This is a genomic window from Candidatus Chlorobium masyuteum, from assembly GCF_011601315.1.
Lineage (GTDB): Bacteria > Bacteroidota > Chlorobiia > Chlorobiales > Chlorobiaceae > Chlorobium > Chlorobium masyuteum.
Window position 1 is genome coordinate 43,169 of the sequence record NZ_JAAORA010000007.1, and the last position, 17,100, is coordinate 60,268.

A 17,100-nucleotide genomic window follows, 5' to 3' on the forward strand; every position below is an offset into this window, starting at 1 on the left:
ATTTATGGCGTATTTATTTTTATGGATATGCTAAAATGATGATTCAGGGTATGGTCAGTTTGTTCCGCTCGCTTGCAGGGATAGTGCTTCCTGTTGCTCTCCTCATCGCTCACTCTGTTACTGCTTTTGCTGCAGATGGATCTCCATATGGCGGTGACGCAGAGATCCTTCAGGCTTCGCATGGAGCGGGAAAGAGTTCAAGGGTGTCGCTTTCGGATGAAGAAGCCCAGCTCTACCGTCTGCTTATGGATTACCGCAGGAGTGAGGGGAAGCCTCCGATTCCTGTTTCACCAAACCTTTCGCGTGTTGCCCGGTTGCATGTTCGTGACCTTGAGGCACACCCTCCTTCAGGCTCATGCAACCTGCACAGCTGGTCGGAATATGGGTCGTGGCAGCCGGTCTGTTACAACGGAGGAGAGAGTGTACAGAGGATGTGGAGCAAGCCGAGGGAGCTGACCTCCTACAACGGAAACGGCTTTGAGGTTGCGGCCTGTACGAGCAGCGGAAGGATGCTGCCATCACATGCGTTATCGCTCTGGGAGGGATCGTCAGCACACAATGCCGTAATCACCAACTCGGGAAAGTGGGAGCGGCTTCAGTGGAATGCGGTCGGGGTGGCCATCTCCGGTTCATACGCCGTTGTCTGGTTCGGAGAGGAATCCGACCCTTCAGGCAGATAGCCTTACCTGCCGGTTCCAACGTATGGGGATCAATGCCGCATCCTCACTCACTCCCATCTTTATGTGCTTATCGATCCAGCTTTTTTGCTTTCAGGCGCAATGAGTTGCTTACTACCGAGACGCTGCTTCCGGCCATCGCAAGTCCTGAAAATACCGGGTTCAGAAAGATTCCCCAGAAAGGGTAGAGTGCACCTGCAGCAAGCGGTATGCCGATGATGTTGTAGATAAAAGCCCAGAAGAGGTTCTGGCGTATAACATTCATGGTGGCGCGTGAGAGGGTGATGGCTTGAGCAACCTTGTTGATATCGCCCTTCAGCAGGGTTATACCGGAGGACTCTATGGCAATATCGGTTCCCGTTGCCATGGCAATGCCGACATCGGCCTGTGCAAGGGCCGGAGCATCATTGATGCCGTCACCCGCCATGGCAACCTTCCTCCCTTCAGACTGAAGCGCCTTTATTTTAGCCGCCTTTTCTGTGGGGAGAACCTCAGCAATCACCTCATCTATGCCGACCTGACCAGCCATGTAGTTCGCCGCAGCACGGTTGTCGCCGGTCAGCATGATGACCTTCAGCCCTCTCTTGTGCAGTGCCGCTACGGCCGCCTTTGCCTCGGTTTTGACGGTGTCACTGAGCGCAATCAACCCCAGAGCGATCCGGTTCTCTTCAATCATGACGACGGTCTTTCCCTCTGCCTGAAGCCTCCTGACTTCGGCCAGTTCTCTTTCAGCCGCCACAGGTTTGCGGATAGTAACCGGCAGTCCGGCAATGGTTGCCGACACCCCCATCCCCTCAAGTGCTTTGAATTCCGAGATATCCCTGAGGGTGATCGAGCGCCTCTTTGCCTCGTCAAGAATAGCCTCTGCCAGAGGGTGTTCGGAGCGGTTTTCAACACTGCCCGCGATCTGCAGCAGCGACTCGGGAGTTGTTCCTTCACAGAGAGGGGTGACATCGGTAACCTTCGGGCTTCCGGTGGTAATGGTGCCGGTTTTGTCAAACACAACGGTATCGATCGAGCTGAGTTTTTCAAGGCTTTCGGCGTTGCGGATAAGGATGCCGTATTCAGCCCCTTTGCCGATGCCCACGATGATGGCGGTCGGGGTTGCAAGCCCGAGTGCACAGGGGCAGGCGATCACAAGAATGCCGACCATGCCCGATATGGCGTAGGAGAGTGCAACTGAAAAACCGAGGTATGAGGAACCGACAGTGATCCAGATCAGGAAGGTTGCAGCCGCAATAATGAGCACAACGGGCACAAAAATCCCTGCGATTTTGTCGGCAATCTCCTGTATCGGCGCTTTTGACCCCTGCGCCTCTTCAACCATCCGGATGATGCGGGCCAGAACCGTGTCGGAGCCGACGTTTGATGCCCTGAAGGTGAAGGAGCCCTGTTTGTTGATCGTGCCGCCGATAACTTCATCCCCGCTCTTTTTATCAGCAGGAATGGACTCTCCGGTCACCATCGATTCGTCTATTGCGGAGAACCCTTCAATGATGATGCCGTCTACCGGAAGTTTTGCCCCGGGTTTGATGATAACCGTATCGCCTTTTCTGACCGCTTCAGCCGCGATCTCCATCTCTTTTCCCTCCCTGAGCACAATGGCGGTTTTGGCCTGAAGATTAATCAGCTTTTCAATGGCTTCACCGGTTTTCATCCTTGAGCGGGCTTCAAGATATTTGCCGAGCAGAACAAAACCGATCACGACAATGGTAACGTCGAAGTAGGTGTAGTCGGGCACGCGCAGCAGCTCCCGCAGTGAGGGGATAAGGGTGATAAGTGCACTGTAGACGTATGCCGTGAGGGTACCGATGCCGATGAGGGTGTCCATGCTTGCGGCTCCGCTCTGCAGGAACATGACGATGCCGTGCAGGAATGGTGCTCCGATCCTGAAGACAAACCAGGTGGCAAGAACCATGGAGATAATATTGAAGAGCTCCATAGGAATCGGCAGGTTCGGCACACTCTCGATAAACCTTGAGCCGATATCCCACATCATGAGGATAAAGACAAGCAGGGCTATCGGCAGGGCAAACTGCACTTTTGCTTTCTGATCAAGAAGCGCCTGCTCTTTCTCCTCCTTCAGGCGGATAGCTCCGGAGGCTGCGATTTTCTGCATTTCCCCGGCGCCTGTGGCTCCCGGCTCAGCCGCAATGGCATAGCCATATCTGCTGACGGCATCATTGAGTGCTTCAACCGGAAGGGTTTCATGGTCGAAAGCAATGGTGACCTTCTCTGTGGCAAGATTGACATCTGCGCGGGTGATTCCCTCAACCTTTGAGAGCTTTTTGGTGATGATGGCTGCACAGCTTGCGCAGTGCATCCCTTTCACGCTGTATGTTCCGGTCGTTGTCATAGGTAGGGATTTGTGTCAATAACGTTATACCACTCTTTTCTCCACTCCCTGAGCATGCCAAGCCCCCCCTTGAGGAACTGCTCCACAGCATCGGCATTGTCGAGTACTTCACTCCGGCTTGACTTCAGGCGGATCTCCCTGGTCATGCGGACGCCATTTTCATGATGAGCTATCAGAGCATTAAGGAATCGCAGCTCCAGCTTGCTGTCACTGCTGCCGAGGTTCGCTACCTCCGGGTCCCGGACCTTTCGCTGGTCCCCATACCACTCCTTTTTCCATTGGTAGAGCTCGGCTATGGCCACCGGCTCGTTTTTCAGGATCTCCTTGCACAGATTTCGGATCTCCGTCCGCTGGCTTATCGAGGCCTTTTCAGCAAGCAGGATTGCTCCCCGGTGGTGGGCGATCATGCCGTCAAGGTAGCGCAGGTCAACCCATTTATCCGCCTGACCAAGATTCATGGTGTTTTTGTCATACATGGAGAGGGAGTACTGGGGAGTGAGCCAGTACCCCGCACCGATGCCGATTACTGCCATGACTATACTCAGCGCAACGGCCAGGGAGAGAGAGATGTTTTTCATTGATTTTCCAGGAAAAGATTGAAACCAGTTGTGGCAGCTTTATAAATCGAGTGAGAACAGATTAACAGAGTTGCCCTTATTTCACATTGATAACACCCCGCGGCACACCCATGGCGCAGGTGATTTTATAGCTTCCCGGATTTTTTGCAGTGAACTCCATAATAACCGGTTTGCCTTTTACCAGAGACTGCGGTTTTTCGTAGAGACCGGGAATCATGATGGTGCTCATGCATCCGGAACCGCTGTCGCGGGTGTCAACCACAACTCGTACCTTCTGGCCTGCTTTGACCTGAAAGGCGGAGGGTGTAATATCCTCATTTTTGGTATAGATAGTTCTGACAACAGTTGTGTTGTCACCGGAGAGTGAAGCTTCTGTCTGGTTTGCTACAGCAGCCACTGCAACACGGTCAGAGGTCCCGGGAATGGAGCTTCCGGCTCCGGTGAACGTCGTGATGACAGGAAACCGGTCATTCAGATTGTAGAGTGAGAAGAAGATGATGAGCATTCCGGCAGTTTTCATATAAAGTCTGGATGTGCGGGCGCTGCTGCCGAGTTTCATGCTTGAAAAACCGATGATGAAGAGCGGGAGTGTGGTGCCGAGTACAAAAAAGAGCATGATGAGCATTCCAGCCGATGCTGAGCCGGAGAGTACTGCTGCGCCTTCAGCTGCCATGGTGAAGCCGCATGGTACCGCTATGGTCATAACCCCGGCACCGGCGGCCTGCAGTGGAGTGGATTTTCTGTTTGCGGCTTTTGAGGGTCGAGCTTTTTTCGGCAGAGCAATGCTGAAACGGTTAAAGAAGGTAAAGCCGAGCATCTGCAGCGCAGGTACAATCATCAGGAGTGAAATGGTTACGATCATAAACGATGTAAATGCGGGCGAGAGACGGATGGTTTCGCCAACAAGCCCGAGCAGCGCACCGAAGAGTGTATAGGTTGCAATACGCCCGATGTTGAAAAAGAGATGGGGTTCAAGTTTATGAAGGAGCGATTCATCTCCCTTGTATTGTGCCATCCATCGCGAAGAGAGCGAAAGAAGCACTCCGCTGACGAGTGCAGCGCAGCTCGAAAGCCCCGCAAGAAGACCGAAGAGAAAGAGCGCGCCAAAGGAGCTTGCCGTGCCGATTGCCGGGATACTTTGCAGTCCGGAATAGGAGATTGTGGTAACAAATCCTGTTATGATCAGCGCTACGGCAGCAGCTTTCAGGAGATCATCAAAACTGTTCTTTGGTGCAGGGGTGTCGGAAAAGGTATAGGCTCCGTTGGAAAAGAGTGCGTTCAGCTCCCCGGCTGTAACGTTTTCGCCCTCATAGCTCACCCTTACCGTTCCCTTTGCCATGGATGCTTCGGCCTCGGTAACTTTTCCTGACTCAAGCAGCGTCTCTTCAATAATCTCTTTACACGCCGGGCAGTACATGCCTTTGACTGTATAGGTATGGTGCTTCATAATCATATGGTAATGGATAGATTTACTGCAAGGTTTATAGATGTATCAGCTATTACCTGTAGTGAACTGGTAAAGGTTCCATTGCCGGGTTCTGCCAGCTGTATAGAGAGTAACAGATATCGTGCCAAACCCGGCGAGGCCTGTTCCAGGCGGGAGGGCGTTCTCTGTATGATGAAAGATATGGAGAATATTCTACACTCAGGGTTGACTATTCTCCAGTTGCCGGAGGGGAAGTGCGACGTGAAGAGCAGGGCATAACGCCGGATCCGGTTATTTCCCGGACTGTTCGATACCATACTTCTCAATCCGGTAGATGAGGGTATGGCGGGGTATTCTGAGAAAACGGGCAGCGGCGGTCTGGTTCCAGCCATTGCGTTCAAGCGCTTCAACCACAATTTCCCGTTCCAGTTGCTCAAGCGGGTACCCCTCTTCCGGCAGCCGGAGTATGGCACGGCCAGCCGTTCTCTTCTCCCGGAATTTGGAGGGCAGTTCATCCGCGGTTATGGTATCGCTGTTTCGCATGATAAGGAGTCGCTCGACGGTGTTTTCAAGCTCACGCACGTTTCCGGGCCAGTCATACTGCTGCAGCAATGCAAGCGAGCTCTTCTCAAAGGTGACCGCTTCTCCTCCATGTTTTGATGAGAAATAGCGGACAAGGAGCTGAATGTCATCCCGTCGTTCGCGAAGCGGGGGAAGATGGAGAGGGATGACGGCGAGCCGGTAGTAGAGATCTTCGCGGAAGGAGCCTTCTGCCACAGCCCGGTCGATATCAAGATTGGTGGCTGATATGACCCGGACATCAAGTTTTTCAACCTTTGTGCCCCCAACCGGTTCAACCTCTTTTTCCTGCAGTGCCCTGAGGAGTTTCGGTTGCAGTTCAAGCGCGAGTTCGCCAACCTCATCAAGGAAGATGGTTCCGCCGTTGGCAAGCTGGAATTTTCCGGTTTTCTCCTTTATCGCCCCGGTAAATGCACCCCTTGTATGGCCGAAGAGCTCGCTCTCAAGCAGGTCACGGGGAATTGCTGCACAGTTTATGGTAACAAACGGGCCATCCCTGCGTGAACTGGCGGCATGGAGGGAGCGGGCGACAAGCTCTTTTCCTGTGCCGGATTCACCGGTGATGAGTACTGAAGCCTCGGTGTCAGCCACCTTGCGGATCACCGCAAAGAGATCTTCCATCTCTTTTGAAGAACCGATGATGGTGCGGAAATCCTCTCTGTCGGAGAGTACCCGTTTGAGTCGGCGGTTCTCTTCGCTCAGGCCGGAAAACTGCAATGCTTTTTTGACCGTAAGGCGGAGCGAGTCGCGGTTGAAGGGTTTGGTGATATAGTCGTAGGCTCCGGCCTTCATGGCTTCAACGGCGGCATCAACACTTCCGAAGGCGGTTATGATGATCACCAGCGTTTCCGGAGAGCGCTCCCGGACGCTTTTGAGCACCTTCATGCCATCCATTCCCGTCATTTTCATGTCGGTGATGACCAGGTTCGGCCCGAACACCTCAAGGCGCATCAACCCCTCTTCACCCGAGGCGGCGGCCTCTACTTCATATCCCTCTTCAAGCAGGTTATATTCAAGGACTCTGCGGAGTGAGGTGTCGTCGTCAATGACAAGGATTTTTGCTTTCACGTTGCTTCTCCCGGCTGAGGCAGTTGTAACGGGAGTCTGATGGTTACGGTTGTGCCATTTGCCGCTTCACTCTCAACCTTCAGCGTCCCTTTATGGTTTTCAATGATGTTTTTCGTGATCGCCAGTCCCAGTCCGGTTCCGTCAGACTTGGTGGTAAAAAAGGGCTCAAATATTCTTTCCATTGCCGCTTTTTCAACTCCCGGTCCGCTGTCGCGGAAACGGATCTCGCAGAAAGCATGCTCTGCAATTGTCGTGGATATGGTGACGCGCCCGCCCTCCGGCGTTGCCTGCAGGGCGTTGATGATGATGTTCAGGAATGCCTGGCGCAGCTTTTCGCTGTCGGCCATAACGATCATCGCAACAGAGTTTGGCTGAAGCTGTAGTGCAACCTGCCGTTTGCGGGCATCGTTCATCACCAGGGTTACGATTGTCTCCAGCTCATCCTGAACCCAGCAGGGCTTCATCGCCATCGGCTGCTGGCGCGCCATGTGCAGAAACTCCTCCACCACACGGTTCAGTCGTTCGGTCTCGCGGATTTGTATATCGATGAACTCATGTTTGGGGTTGCCGGTTGGGTAGTCGTCCCGGAGAATTTCGGCGGTTCCACGGATGGAGCTGAGCGGGTTGCGGATTTCGTGCGCAAGAACTGCCGCCATCTCTCCGAGGGTAGAGAGTTTTTCCGCCCTCCGTAACTGCTCTTCAATGATGATGGTCTCTGCTGACTGTTCCTGCAGTTTGCGATAGGACTCGGTCAACTCGCGGCTGCTTTTCTGAAGCTCTCCGGTTCTTTCCCGTTCCCGTTGTGACAGCATCCCGGTGACGGTTCCGACTGTATTGTAAAGCAGTATCTCAAGGTATTTTTCCATCTCCATGCCGGGGTGGCCGCCCCACTGGTAGAGTATGTGAGGGGCATAGAGGATGCTGACGAAGAGTGAACAGAAGAGACCGCCCCGGAAGCCGAACCAGAGCCCCGACAGGATGATCGGCAGATAGTAGAGCCGCTGGAAGATGTCGTGAAGATAGGGAAGCTGGAGCGGCGTCAGGTAGTGCAGCAGGCTGATGGCGATAACCGAGGCTGCCAGTGAGAGCGTCCGGATGCGTGTTGCTGTTTCCATGTGTTCCGACCTCACTCTATTGGCATGGTTCAGGGTTCAAACGAACGGTGTTCGCACTAAATATACCCTTTTTCAGCATGGGCAGTTCCCCCGAAAACATCTGTTTACTTCATTTCTTTCGAGCCGGTACCTTCGGTTTTGAACTCCGAGGTGGTATGGAACTCAAGGTCGGGATAGTCCTCCCGTGCGGTTTTCATCATCCATTCACTCTCGGCAAAAAAGACCGGATGATCCTCCTTGTCGAGCGCAATGGCGTTCCATTTGCGGCGCAGAAACTCGTCAAGCATCTCCTTGTTGCTGCCGGTTATCCAGAATGCCTTGTGGAAGCGCAGGGGAGTAAAGTCGCACTGGGCACCATACTCGTGTTCCAGACGGAATTTGATGACGTCGAACTGGAGTTCGCCGACGGTGCCGATGATTTTGCGGGCTCCGTGCTGGATGAAGAGCTGGGCGACCCCCTCTTCGGTGAGCTGGCGTATCCCCTTGTCGAGCTGTTTAGCCTTCATCGGGTCGCGGTTTTCGAGCGCCTTGAAGATCTCCGGGGAGAAGCTCGGGATACCGCGGAAGTGAAGCTCCTCGCCTTCGGTAAGGGTATCGCCGATTTTCAGTGAACCGTTGTCATAGAGGCCGATCACATCTCCGGGAAACGACTCGTCAACCACACTTTTTTCATTGGCCATGAACTGGGTCGGGCTTGAAAAGCGGATTTTTTTCTGCAGCCGGGTGTGGTAGTAGAACTTGTTGCGCTCAAAACTGCCCGAACAGATACGGAAGAAGGCGGTGCGGTCACGGTGGTTCGGGTCGAGATTGGCGTGGATTTTAAAGACAAATCCGCTCATCGCCGGTTCCGAAGCCTTGACAATTCGCTCTGCCGCTTCACGTTCATCCGGGCTCGGGGCAACGGTAAGAAAGGTTTCAAGCAGCTCCTTGACGCCGAAGTTGTTGATGGCACTGCCGAAAAAGACCGGAGCGAGCAGGCCGTCACGATAGGTCTCCTCATGAAAGGGCTCATAGACCCCTTCAATCAGGGCAATATCTTCGCGAAGCTTCCGGCAGAAGCTCTCCGGAATCCATTTTTCCAGTTCGGGATCGTTCAGATCGCTGACCTTGATAATGCTTTCGCTGATTTTTGTGGTATTGGCTTCGAAGAGGTTGAGCCCTTTTTTGTAGAGGTTGTAGACCCCCTTGAAGCTCTGCCCCTGGCTGATCGGCCAGGTGAGCGGCCTGACGCTGATCTGAAGCTTTGCTTCAAGCTCATCAAGCAGTTCAAAGGGGTTGCGCCCCTCTCGGTCCATCTTGTTGATGAAGATGATGACCGGGGTGTGGCGCATGCGGCACACCTCCATCAGCTTCTCGGTCTGCTCTTCAACACCTTTTACGCAGTCCACGACGAGAATAACGCTGTCCACCGCCGTCAGGGTGCGGTAGGTATCTTCAGCAAAGTCCTTGTGGCCGGGAGTGTCGAGAATATTGACCCGCTTTCCGGCATATTCAAACCCCATGACCGAGGTGGCAACCGATATTCCGCGCTGCTTTTCGATCTCCATGAAGTCACTGGTGGCGGTTTTGCGGATCTTGTTGCTTTTTACAGCACCGGCAGTCTGGATGGCGCCCCCGAAAAGCAGAAATTTTTCGGTCAGTGTGGTTTTACCTGCATCCGGGTGGCTGATAATGGCAAACGTTTTCCGCCGGGCGGTTTCCTTTATTAAATCCATTGCTTGTTTCTGAGTGTTCTTCCGTTGCCGGAATGAGAGCATTTCTATGAGTGGCGCAAAGATACAAAGATAGGGTTTAAAAACAGAATCTTCGGATTCCGGAACAATTCCTCCGGAGATTATCATGCAATACCTTATTTTTCACCTTCATAGAGCCGCAGCAGGTTGGATTATCGGCTTCCGGTCACGAAGTATTAACTGAAAAATGAAAATTATTATGAGAAGCTACAGGTTCAGCGTTATCATGGCACTGTTTTTTTGCTCCTTCCTGATCCTATCGGGATGCAGTGAAAGAGAGAAAGTCACCTCACTTAAACAGCTTGACGGCAAAGAGTTCGCCATTCCGACCGGAACGGTTGCAGATCAGCTGGTGCTTTCAACACTGCCGAACGCAAAATTCAAATATTTCAACAGCGTCATGGATGCAGCACTTGCCGTTAAAGCCGGCAAGGCAGATGCTGCGGCTTATGATGAACCTATCCTGAAAAACATTGCCGCAAAAAACAGCGGTCTGGTCGTTCTCAAGGATATGATTACGGTCGATAACTACGGGTTTGCTGTCCGGCTTACAGACAGGGAGTTGAAAAAAGCTATAGACACGGTTGTCAGTGACCTGAAAAAAGATGGAACAACTGACAACATGTTGAGCCGCTGGTTCCCCAAATCGGGAAACCCGGCCTCTATGCCTGAAGTCACTTCAACCGGCAGCAAGGGTGTATTGCGGCTTGGTACATCAAGCGTAACCGAGCCCTTTTCGTTTGTCGATGGTTCCGGAAAAATTGTAGGGTATGATATCGAACTGGCACGTTATATCGCCAAAAAGCTTGACAGAAAACTTGAGATTGTCAATATGGATTTCGGTGGTATGATACCGGCGCTGATTTCGGGCAAGGTTGACATGATTGCAGCCTGCATTACCATTACCGATGAACGCTCAAAGCAGGTTCTTTTTTCTGATCCCTATTATGTCGGCGGTATTGCAGCACTTGTCAGAGAGTGAATGCTACCGCTATTAATTTGTTCCGCGATTCGATCAGTTCGTAGAGCGGTGCTCGAAATCCACTCCCGGCCCCGAACGGTTCGGGACTGTGCTACCAATATTTCGCCCCTCCGGGGCTTGAACAATAAACCGCTTAAGACAATTCATAGCGGAAGTCTGAACGCTTTCGGGTTGGTTTTTGGATTACACTATTTCCTGAACGGGTTGTCGCGGGATGTTTGCCTTGCCGGTAAACATCCCGTTCATCCAACTGAATAAGGCATCTATGGAGCAAGGTGGATTATTGTCACTGGTTACATCATTAGCCAGTAGTTTTCATAACAACATTATTCAGGATAATCGTTATCTGCTCATTCTTGACGGCCTGAAAACGACCGCCGTGATCTCGATTTTTGCAACACTCTTCGGTACTCTGCTCGGGGCGCTCATCTGTTTTATGCGAATGTCCCGGAACAGATTGCTGAGTCTTGCTGCAAAGGCCTACATATCGGTTTTGCGCGGAACACCGGTGCTGGTGTTTTTAATGCTGATGTTCTATGTTGTTTTTGCTGCCGTTGACATTGATCCTGTTATTGTCTCCGTTATTGCATTCGGGATGAATTTTGCCGCCTATGTTGCCGAGATCTACAGAGCGGGTATCAACAGTATCGACAAAGGACAGTCGGAGGCAGGGATTGCCATGGGCTTTACCAGGGTCAACACCTTTATCTATATTATTCTGCCTCAAACGGTCCAGCGTATTCTTCCGGTGTACAAAGGTGAATTTATTTCACTTGTCAAAATGACCTCAGTTGTCGGCTACATAGCAGTGCAGGATTTGACAAAGGCGAGTGATATCATAAGAAGTCGTACGTTTGATGCTTTTTTCCCCCTGGTCATGGTGGCAATTCTCTATTTCCTCATATCCTGGGTACTCATGCTTTCACTTGAGTATATCGAACGACGGGTGGATCCGAGATCAAAAATAAAGCAGATTGAAGGCGCATGATAAAGGTAGAGCATCTTTCGAAAAAATTCGGGAACCTCGTTGTACTTAAAAATGTCAATCTTGAAGTCCGCGAAGGAGAGGTTATTTCAATAATCGGTCCCTCCGGAACCGGCAAGAGTACCATGCTGCGCTGTATCAACCTGCTTGACCGCCCGACTGGCGGTTCAATTATTATCGATGGCGAAGATATACTCGATTCGCGTACGGACGTGCCGAAAATCCGCCAGAAGATGAACATGGTTTTTCAGTCGTTCAATCTCTTTGCCCACCTCCCGGTTATCGACAATCTGACCATCAGCCCCATCAAACTGCTTGGCCGGAGTAAAATCGAGGCTGAAGAGAACGCCATGAGGATTCTCTCTTTGGTAGGGCTTGCTGAAAAAGCGTCCAGTTTTCCGGATGAACTTTCCGGCGGTCAAAAACAGCGGGTTGCCATTGCCCGGTGTCTGGCTATGCATCCTGAAATTATTCTCTTTGATGAGCCGACCTCATCACTCGATCCGACCATGGTCAGCGAAGTGTTGTCGGTTATTCGACGTCTGGCAAAAGAGGGGCTGACCATGCTCATTGTTACCCATGAAATGGATTTCGCCCGGGATGTATCCAACCGGGTCATGTATATGGATGAGGGGATCATCTACGAGGAAGGGACACCGGAGCAAATATTCGATAATCCGCAAAAGGAGAAGACCAGGGCATTCATCAACAGGATACGAAGCATCCACTATCATATCACATCCCCGAGATATGACCTTTTTACCATGAATGCCGAGATAGAGCTGTTTTGTGAAAAGCAGATCCTGCCATTAACAACCCGCCAGAATCTGCCTTTGCTTGTTGAAGAGCTGCTCCGCATCTACACCCCTCTTCTTCTTGCCACACCGCTGGATATAACCCTTGCCTATTCGGAAAAGAAGCAGAGTGTTGAGCTTCTGTTTGAAAGCGGGGGAGCAGAGGTCAATCCGCTTGAGAGCAGCGGTTTAGCGGATGAACAGGGCTTGAGCAATATCCGCAGTATGACCGGGAGTATTGAATACCGGAGAGCAGGCGACAGGAACCGCTTGACTCTCTTGTTGAACTGACGTGAGCGTCCTCTGCTTGCCATATTTTTCAGATACTCCTGAAAAGAGAGCTTTGGCGGGTTTCACAGCATAATCCTGATTTCCGGATTTTTCACCCCTTGAGGTTTTAAAAAAAATGCTATAATAGCTCACCGTTTTATTAATCAAATAAGCAAGTCATACCATGAATTTTAATCCCTGGCACGACGTTGAGATTGGAGAGGGTCAGCCGAATGTTGTCAACGCCATTATCGAGATTTCAAAAGGCAGTAAAACCAAGTATGAGCTCGACAAAAAAACCGGAATGCTGAAGCTTGACCGGGTTCTTTTCTCCTCGATTTTCTACCCTGCAAACTACGGCTTCATCCCGAGAACACTTGGTGATGACCATGATCCGCTTGATATTGTTGTTATCTCCCAGTGTGACATTGTTCCGATGTGTATGGTACGGGCAAGGGTTATCGGTGTTATGCGCATGGTTGACCATGGCGAAGGTGATGACAAGATCATCGCAGTTGCCGAGGATGATATCAGCATGAGCAACGTCCACAACATCGACCAGTTGCCTCCCTACTTCGGCTCCGAGCTCAAGCACTTCTTTGAAGAGTACAAGGCGCTTGAAGAGAAGACGGTTCTTGTTGAAGAGTTCCAGGATGCAGCGGTCGCCCGTGAGTGCGTGAAGCATTCGATTGACAACTATATCAAGGTATTCTGTTAAGGGTCCCACTGTTTATTTGTTGCGCGATTTGATTGCTTCGTTGGGCGGTGCTCGAAATCCTCGTGTACTCTCGTGTACACTCCGGTTTCTCTGCTCCGTCCGCCTCGCACTCAAACCGCTCACGACAATAAATTAGCGGAACCAGATGAGGTATACCCTTGCGCACACACATATATTCGACTATCATCAGAAAGGCGGTCACTGTTTTCATGCAGTGACCGCTTTTTTCTTGACTTGCCGTACTGATTGCCGAACCTGCCGACCTGGTTCAGGCAATCACCGGAACACGGTTTGATTTGCTTGAGAATTGATTTCTTTTTATTGTGCTTTTGATCTGATTATATCCATCATCCTTCAGTCCACCATCTCCAAACAACGATGAAACGTTTTCTCCACGTCGGATGCGGACCCCGCAAGAAGAGCCAGACAACTCGCGGATTCAATACTCCGGAATGGTCAGAGCTGCGTTTTGATATTGATTCAGCGGTTTCCCCTGATATTATCGGTACCATGACGGATATGTCTGCTGTTGAGAGTGCTTCAGTTGATGCTGTTTTCTCAAGTCACAGCATCGAGCATCTCTATGCTCACCAGGTTCCTGTTGCACTTGCTGAGTTCAGGCGGGTACTCAATCCTGAGGGCTTTGCTGTCATTACCTGTCCGGATCTGCAATCGGTTGCCGCATTGATCGCTGATGACAAGCTTACCGATCAGGCTTATGTTTCACCGGCAGGTCCGATTTCGCCTCTTGACATCCTCTATGGTCATCGTCCCTCCCTTGCCAGGGGTCAGGAGTACATGGCCCATCGCTGCGGATTTACGCAAAAGGTGCTGACCGGAACGCTGCGGGTTGCGGGATTTACCATGGTTGCCTTCCGGAGGCGAAGTGCTCCCTATTTCGACCTGTGGGCACTCGCTGTCACGACGATGATACCGGAACCGGAGCTCCGTAATCTGGCCTCTATCCATTTTCCGGGATAGATTGGCCCCTTGGGTTCTTCGCTGCACTGAACTGCTCATTTATTCGACTGTCGTCAGAAAGGCGGTCACTGTTTCACGCAGTGCCCGCCTTTTTTGCGTTTGTGAGGAGAATTTCCTTTGCGTGAAGGATAGCAGAATAATTACCGTAGTTCGTTATCTTTTCTTCAGAGGTTCCGGCAGTATTCTTAGCTTATCAAACTGTCGTCGCATAAAAGTTGTGATTACTGCAGGAAGTTTAAATTGTTTAGGTAAAACGGTTTAATATTGAGATGCTATTATATTGTCGAGTATAGTTTAAACTGTATAGTCAGAGTTAATTATTTAGTGTCTACCCATGATGAAAAAAAAGAAAAATCCATATGTTCAGTCAGATAAGCATAAAATGTGCCGGTCCATTGTTTGTCATGCTGATATATTGGGTTTTAAAAAGAAAATAAATAATTCTTTTAATGATAGCTCTGCTCAGCAATGTTTAGAGGATTTGATTAAATCTACTTCAGATATTTACAATAAAGTTGATAATGAATGGAAGCATTTTAGTCCGGACATATATTCGATATATGATATTAAATTTTTTTCTGATAATATTATCATCGGACTTCCTTTGCGTAGTGACAGGTTAGAGTCTACTGAAGGTGAATTTAATATAGCAGTACATATAATGTCTGAATATCAGTTAGAGCTTGCTAATGCAGGTTATTTTATCAGGGGAGGCTTGTCCTACGGTGAGCACTACATGGACCAACATTACATTTTTGGTAAGGCCTATCTGGATGCCCTTGATTGTGATAAAGAAGGAGACCCACCATTTATTTTTTTACACGATTCTGTTGTGAAATTATTTGATAAGTATGTGGCAAAGTGGGCTGAGAATAAGTATTTTGTATTTACTGAGTACAATGACCTTTTGCAATACAAAGATTCTATAATAGTAAATTATCTACAAACCTCATTTGCAAGATTTGAAAATGGCGATTCAGATGAAATTATATTTAATAAAGTTGGCTGTCACAGGAATAGTATTTTAAAAGGCTTGGCTGAATTCCGTAATAACTCTAAAGTTAAAAAGAAATATGAATCGTTAGCAAGATATCATAACTACGTTTGCAAAAAATTTTCTGAAAAATATTTGCCTCGCGATATAATTCATGCTGATCAAAATTCGCGATATGAAGAATATGATAAACGATCAGTCAGGTGTCAAAAAATAAAAAAGTATTTTATTGAAATTGATGAAGATCCATTTGAATGTTTTTCGAAAATCGACAAGAATAAGTATAAAGAAACAATTCGAAACTTCGGGGATGAGTGATCTCAAACCATTGTTATTTTTTTAACTGATAGTATTTTTTATGCTTATTTAGATGCAAAGCTATGCGGTTTAAACAGGTTAAACGACAGAGCTATGACATACCGTATTGAAAAGGATACTCTGGGCGAGGTGAGGGTTCCTGCGGATCGTTACTGGGGGGCTCAGACCCAGCGGTCGCTGGAGAATTTCAGGATCGGGCCTCCGGGTTCGATGCCGAAGGCGGTTATTGAGGCGTTCGGTTATCTGAAAAAAGCTTCGGCAATTGCCAACTGTGAGCTTGGCGTGCTTGATGTGGAGAAGATGAACGCCATTGCCATGGTGTGCGATGAGATCATTACCGGGGAGCTTGACGACCACTTTCCTCTCGTGATCTGGCAGACCGGATCGGGTACCCAGACCAACATGAATGTCAACGAGGTGATAGCCAATCGGGCCCATATTCTTTCCGGCAAACGACTCGGGGAGGGGAAGCGGCTGCTGAAACCCAATGACGATGTCAACCTTTCGCACTCCTCAAACGATGCTTTTCCGACGGCGATGAACATTGCGGCTTATGGCATGATTGGCCGCCATACCATTCCGGGCATAAAACAGCTTCGCCATGAGCTTTCGGTGCTTTCGGAAGCCACCATGGATATTGTCAAAACCGGCCGTACGCACTTAATGGATGCTACGCCGATAACGCTCGGACAGGAGTTTTCGGGCTATGTTTCCCAGCTCGATCATGCGCTTGCCGCCATCAGCAATACCATGCCGCATCTCACCGAGCTTGCGCTTGGCGGAACGGCGGTGGGAACCGGGCTCAATGCTCCGGAAGGGTATGCCAAAAAAGTGGCCAGGACCATTGCCCAGCTCACAGGCCACCCCTTTGTGAGTGCGGAGAACAAGTTTGAGGCTACAGCCGCACACGATGCTCTGGTTGAAACTCATGCGGCATTGAAGCAGGCGGCGGTCAGCCTGATGAAAATTGCCAACGATATCCGTTTGCTTGCCTCCGGTCCCCGATGCGGCATCGGCGAGATTCGCCTCCCGTCAAACGAACCGGGCTCGTCGATTATGCCGGGCAAGGTCAATCCTACGCAGGCGGAGGCACTCACTATGGTTTGCGCTCAGGTTATAGGCAATGATGTTACGCTTTCCGTTGCAGGCATGCAGGGTCATCTTGAGCTCAATGTGTTCGGGCCGGTCATGATTGCCAACATCCTTCAGTCGGCTGAGCTGCTTGGGGATGCCTGCCTCTCTTTTGCCATCAATTGTGTCAGGGGGATAGAGCCGGAACAGGAACGTATTACAGCTCATCTGGAGCGCTCGCTCATGCTTGCAACGGCCCTGAATCTGCATATCGGTTATGAGAGGGCGGCTGAAATAGTGAAGCGTGCGGCTGAATCGGCCATAACGCTGCGCGAAGCAGCAGTGCTGTCAGGATATCTTACAGCGGAGGAGTTTGACCGGTGGGTGGATCCAGGGAAAATGATCGGTTGAAAGGTGTTCATGGCAAGAAACAGAGGCTCATTTTATAGTATATG

14 protein-coding genes and 1 pseudogene are annotated in these 17,100 nt (G+C 50.4%); 9 read left to right on the forward strand and 6 right to left on the reverse strand.

Annotated elements, in window-relative coordinates; genetic code table 11:
- Positions 1-35 precede the first annotated feature (35 nt).
- Positions 36-680: a CAP domain-containing protein gene (locus G9409_RS10565; protein ID WP_166808727.1), complete on the forward strand. Its 645-nt coding sequence runs from the start codon at positions 36-38 to the stop codon at positions 678-680.
- Between the two features lie 67 nt (positions 681-747).
- Here the strand turns inward: G9409_RS10565 and G9409_RS10570 are convergent, their stop codons facing one another.
- From G9409_RS10570 to G9409_RS10580, 3 genes are all read right to left on the reverse strand, one after another.
- A complete protein-coding gene (locus G9409_RS10570) occupies positions 748-3,033 on the reverse strand; it encodes a heavy metal translocating P-type ATPase (RefSeq protein WP_166808728.1) in 2,286 nt (761 codons plus the stop codon).
- Entirely contained in the window at positions 3,030-3,611 is a 582-nt protein-coding gene (locus G9409_RS10575) for a DUF305 domain-containing protein (RefSeq protein WP_166808729.1), read from the reverse strand. The genes G9409_RS10570 and G9409_RS10575 overlap by 4 nt, the downstream gene beginning before the upstream one ends.
- Before the next feature lie 76 nt (positions 3,612-3,687).
- The gene (locus G9409_RS10580; RefSeq protein WP_166808730.1) at positions 3,688-5,058 is read right to left on the reverse strand and encodes an urease accessory protein UreH domain-containing protein; all 1,371 of its coding nucleotides are present in this window, start codon (positions 5,056-5,058) and stop codon (positions 3,688-3,690) included.
- 12 nt (positions 5,059-5,070) lie between these two features.
- On the opposite strand from G9409_RS10580, the gene G9409_RS10585 reads away from it, so the two are divergent.
- A complete protein-coding gene (locus G9409_RS10585) occupies positions 5,071-5,316 on the forward strand; it encodes a hypothetical protein (RefSeq protein ID WP_166808731.1) in 246 nt (81 codons plus the stop codon).
- Between the two features lie 12 nt (positions 5,317-5,328).
- Here the strand turns inward: G9409_RS10585 and G9409_RS10590 are convergent, their stop codons facing one another.
- The 3 genes from G9409_RS10590 to G9409_RS10600 all read right to left on the reverse strand — a co-directional run bounded on the left by G9409_RS10590 (position 5,329) and on the right by G9409_RS10600 (position 9,514).
- Positions 5,329-6,684: a sigma-54-dependent transcriptional regulator gene (locus G9409_RS10590; protein ID WP_166808732.1), complete on the reverse strand. Its 1,356-nt coding sequence runs from the start codon at positions 6,682-6,684 to the stop codon at positions 5,329-5,331.
- On the reverse strand, positions 6,681-7,799 hold the full coding sequence (locus G9409_RS10595; protein WP_166808733.1) for a two-component system sensor histidine kinase NtrB: 1,119 nt from the start codon (positions 7,797-7,799) through the stop codon (positions 6,681-6,683). Before G9409_RS10595 ends, G9409_RS10590 begins: the two co-directional genes overlap by 4 nt.
- Positions 7,800-7,903: 104 nt before the next feature.
- Entirely contained in the window at positions 7,904-9,514 is a 1,611-nt protein-coding gene (locus G9409_RS10600) for a peptide chain release factor 3 (RefSeq protein ID WP_166808734.1), read from the reverse strand.
- Positions 9,515-9,758: 244 nt separating this feature from the next.
- Between G9409_RS10600 and G9409_RS10605 the strand changes: the two genes are divergently transcribed.
- The 7 genes and pseudogenes from G9409_RS10605 to fumC all read left to right on the forward strand — a co-directional run bounded on the left by G9409_RS10605 (position 9,759) and on the right by fumC (position 17,056).
- Positions 9,759-10,514 (forward strand): transporter substrate-binding domain-containing protein, encoded by a 756-nt coding sequence (locus G9409_RS10605; protein ID WP_235923311.1) that lies wholly within the window; start codon positions 9,759-9,761, stop codon positions 10,512-10,514.
- Positions 10,515-10,815: 301 nt separating this feature from the next.
- Positions 10,816-11,502 (forward strand): annotated as a pseudogene (locus G9409_RS10610) (amino acid ABC transporter permease); the annotation flags it as partial.
- Positions 11,499-12,584 carry an amino acid ABC transporter ATP-binding protein gene (locus tag G9409_RS10615; protein ID WP_166808737.1) on the forward strand — a complete coding sequence of 362 codons (1,086 nt, stop codon included), beginning with the start codon at positions 11,499-11,501 and terminating at the stop codon, positions 12,582-12,584. The pseudogene G9409_RS10610 and the gene G9409_RS10615, both read left to right, overlap by 4 nt.
- Positions 12,585-12,747: 163 nt before the next feature.
- Positions 12,748-13,281 carry an inorganic diphosphatase gene (locus G9409_RS10620; protein WP_166808738.1) on the forward strand — a complete coding sequence of 178 codons (534 nt, stop codon included), beginning with the start codon at positions 12,748-12,750 and terminating at the stop codon, positions 13,279-13,281.
- Positions 13,282-13,659: 378 nt separating this feature from the next.
- Positions 13,660-14,262 (forward strand): class I SAM-dependent methyltransferase, encoded by a 603-nt coding sequence (locus tag G9409_RS10625; RefSeq protein ID WP_076790359.1) that lies wholly within the window; start codon positions 13,660-13,662, stop codon positions 14,260-14,262.
- Positions 14,263-14,596: 334 nt separating this feature from the next.
- Positions 14,597-15,574 carry a hypothetical protein gene (locus G9409_RS10630; RefSeq protein WP_166808739.1) on the forward strand — a complete coding sequence of 326 codons (978 nt, stop codon included), beginning with the start codon at positions 14,597-14,599 and terminating at the stop codon, positions 15,572-15,574.
- A 93-nt stretch (positions 15,575-15,667) separates the two neighbouring features.
- Entirely contained in the window at positions 15,668-17,056 is a 1,389-nt protein-coding gene (gene fumC, locus G9409_RS10635; protein WP_166808740.1) for a class II fumarate hydratase, read from the forward strand.
- Positions 17,057-17,100: the final 44 nt, after the last annotated feature.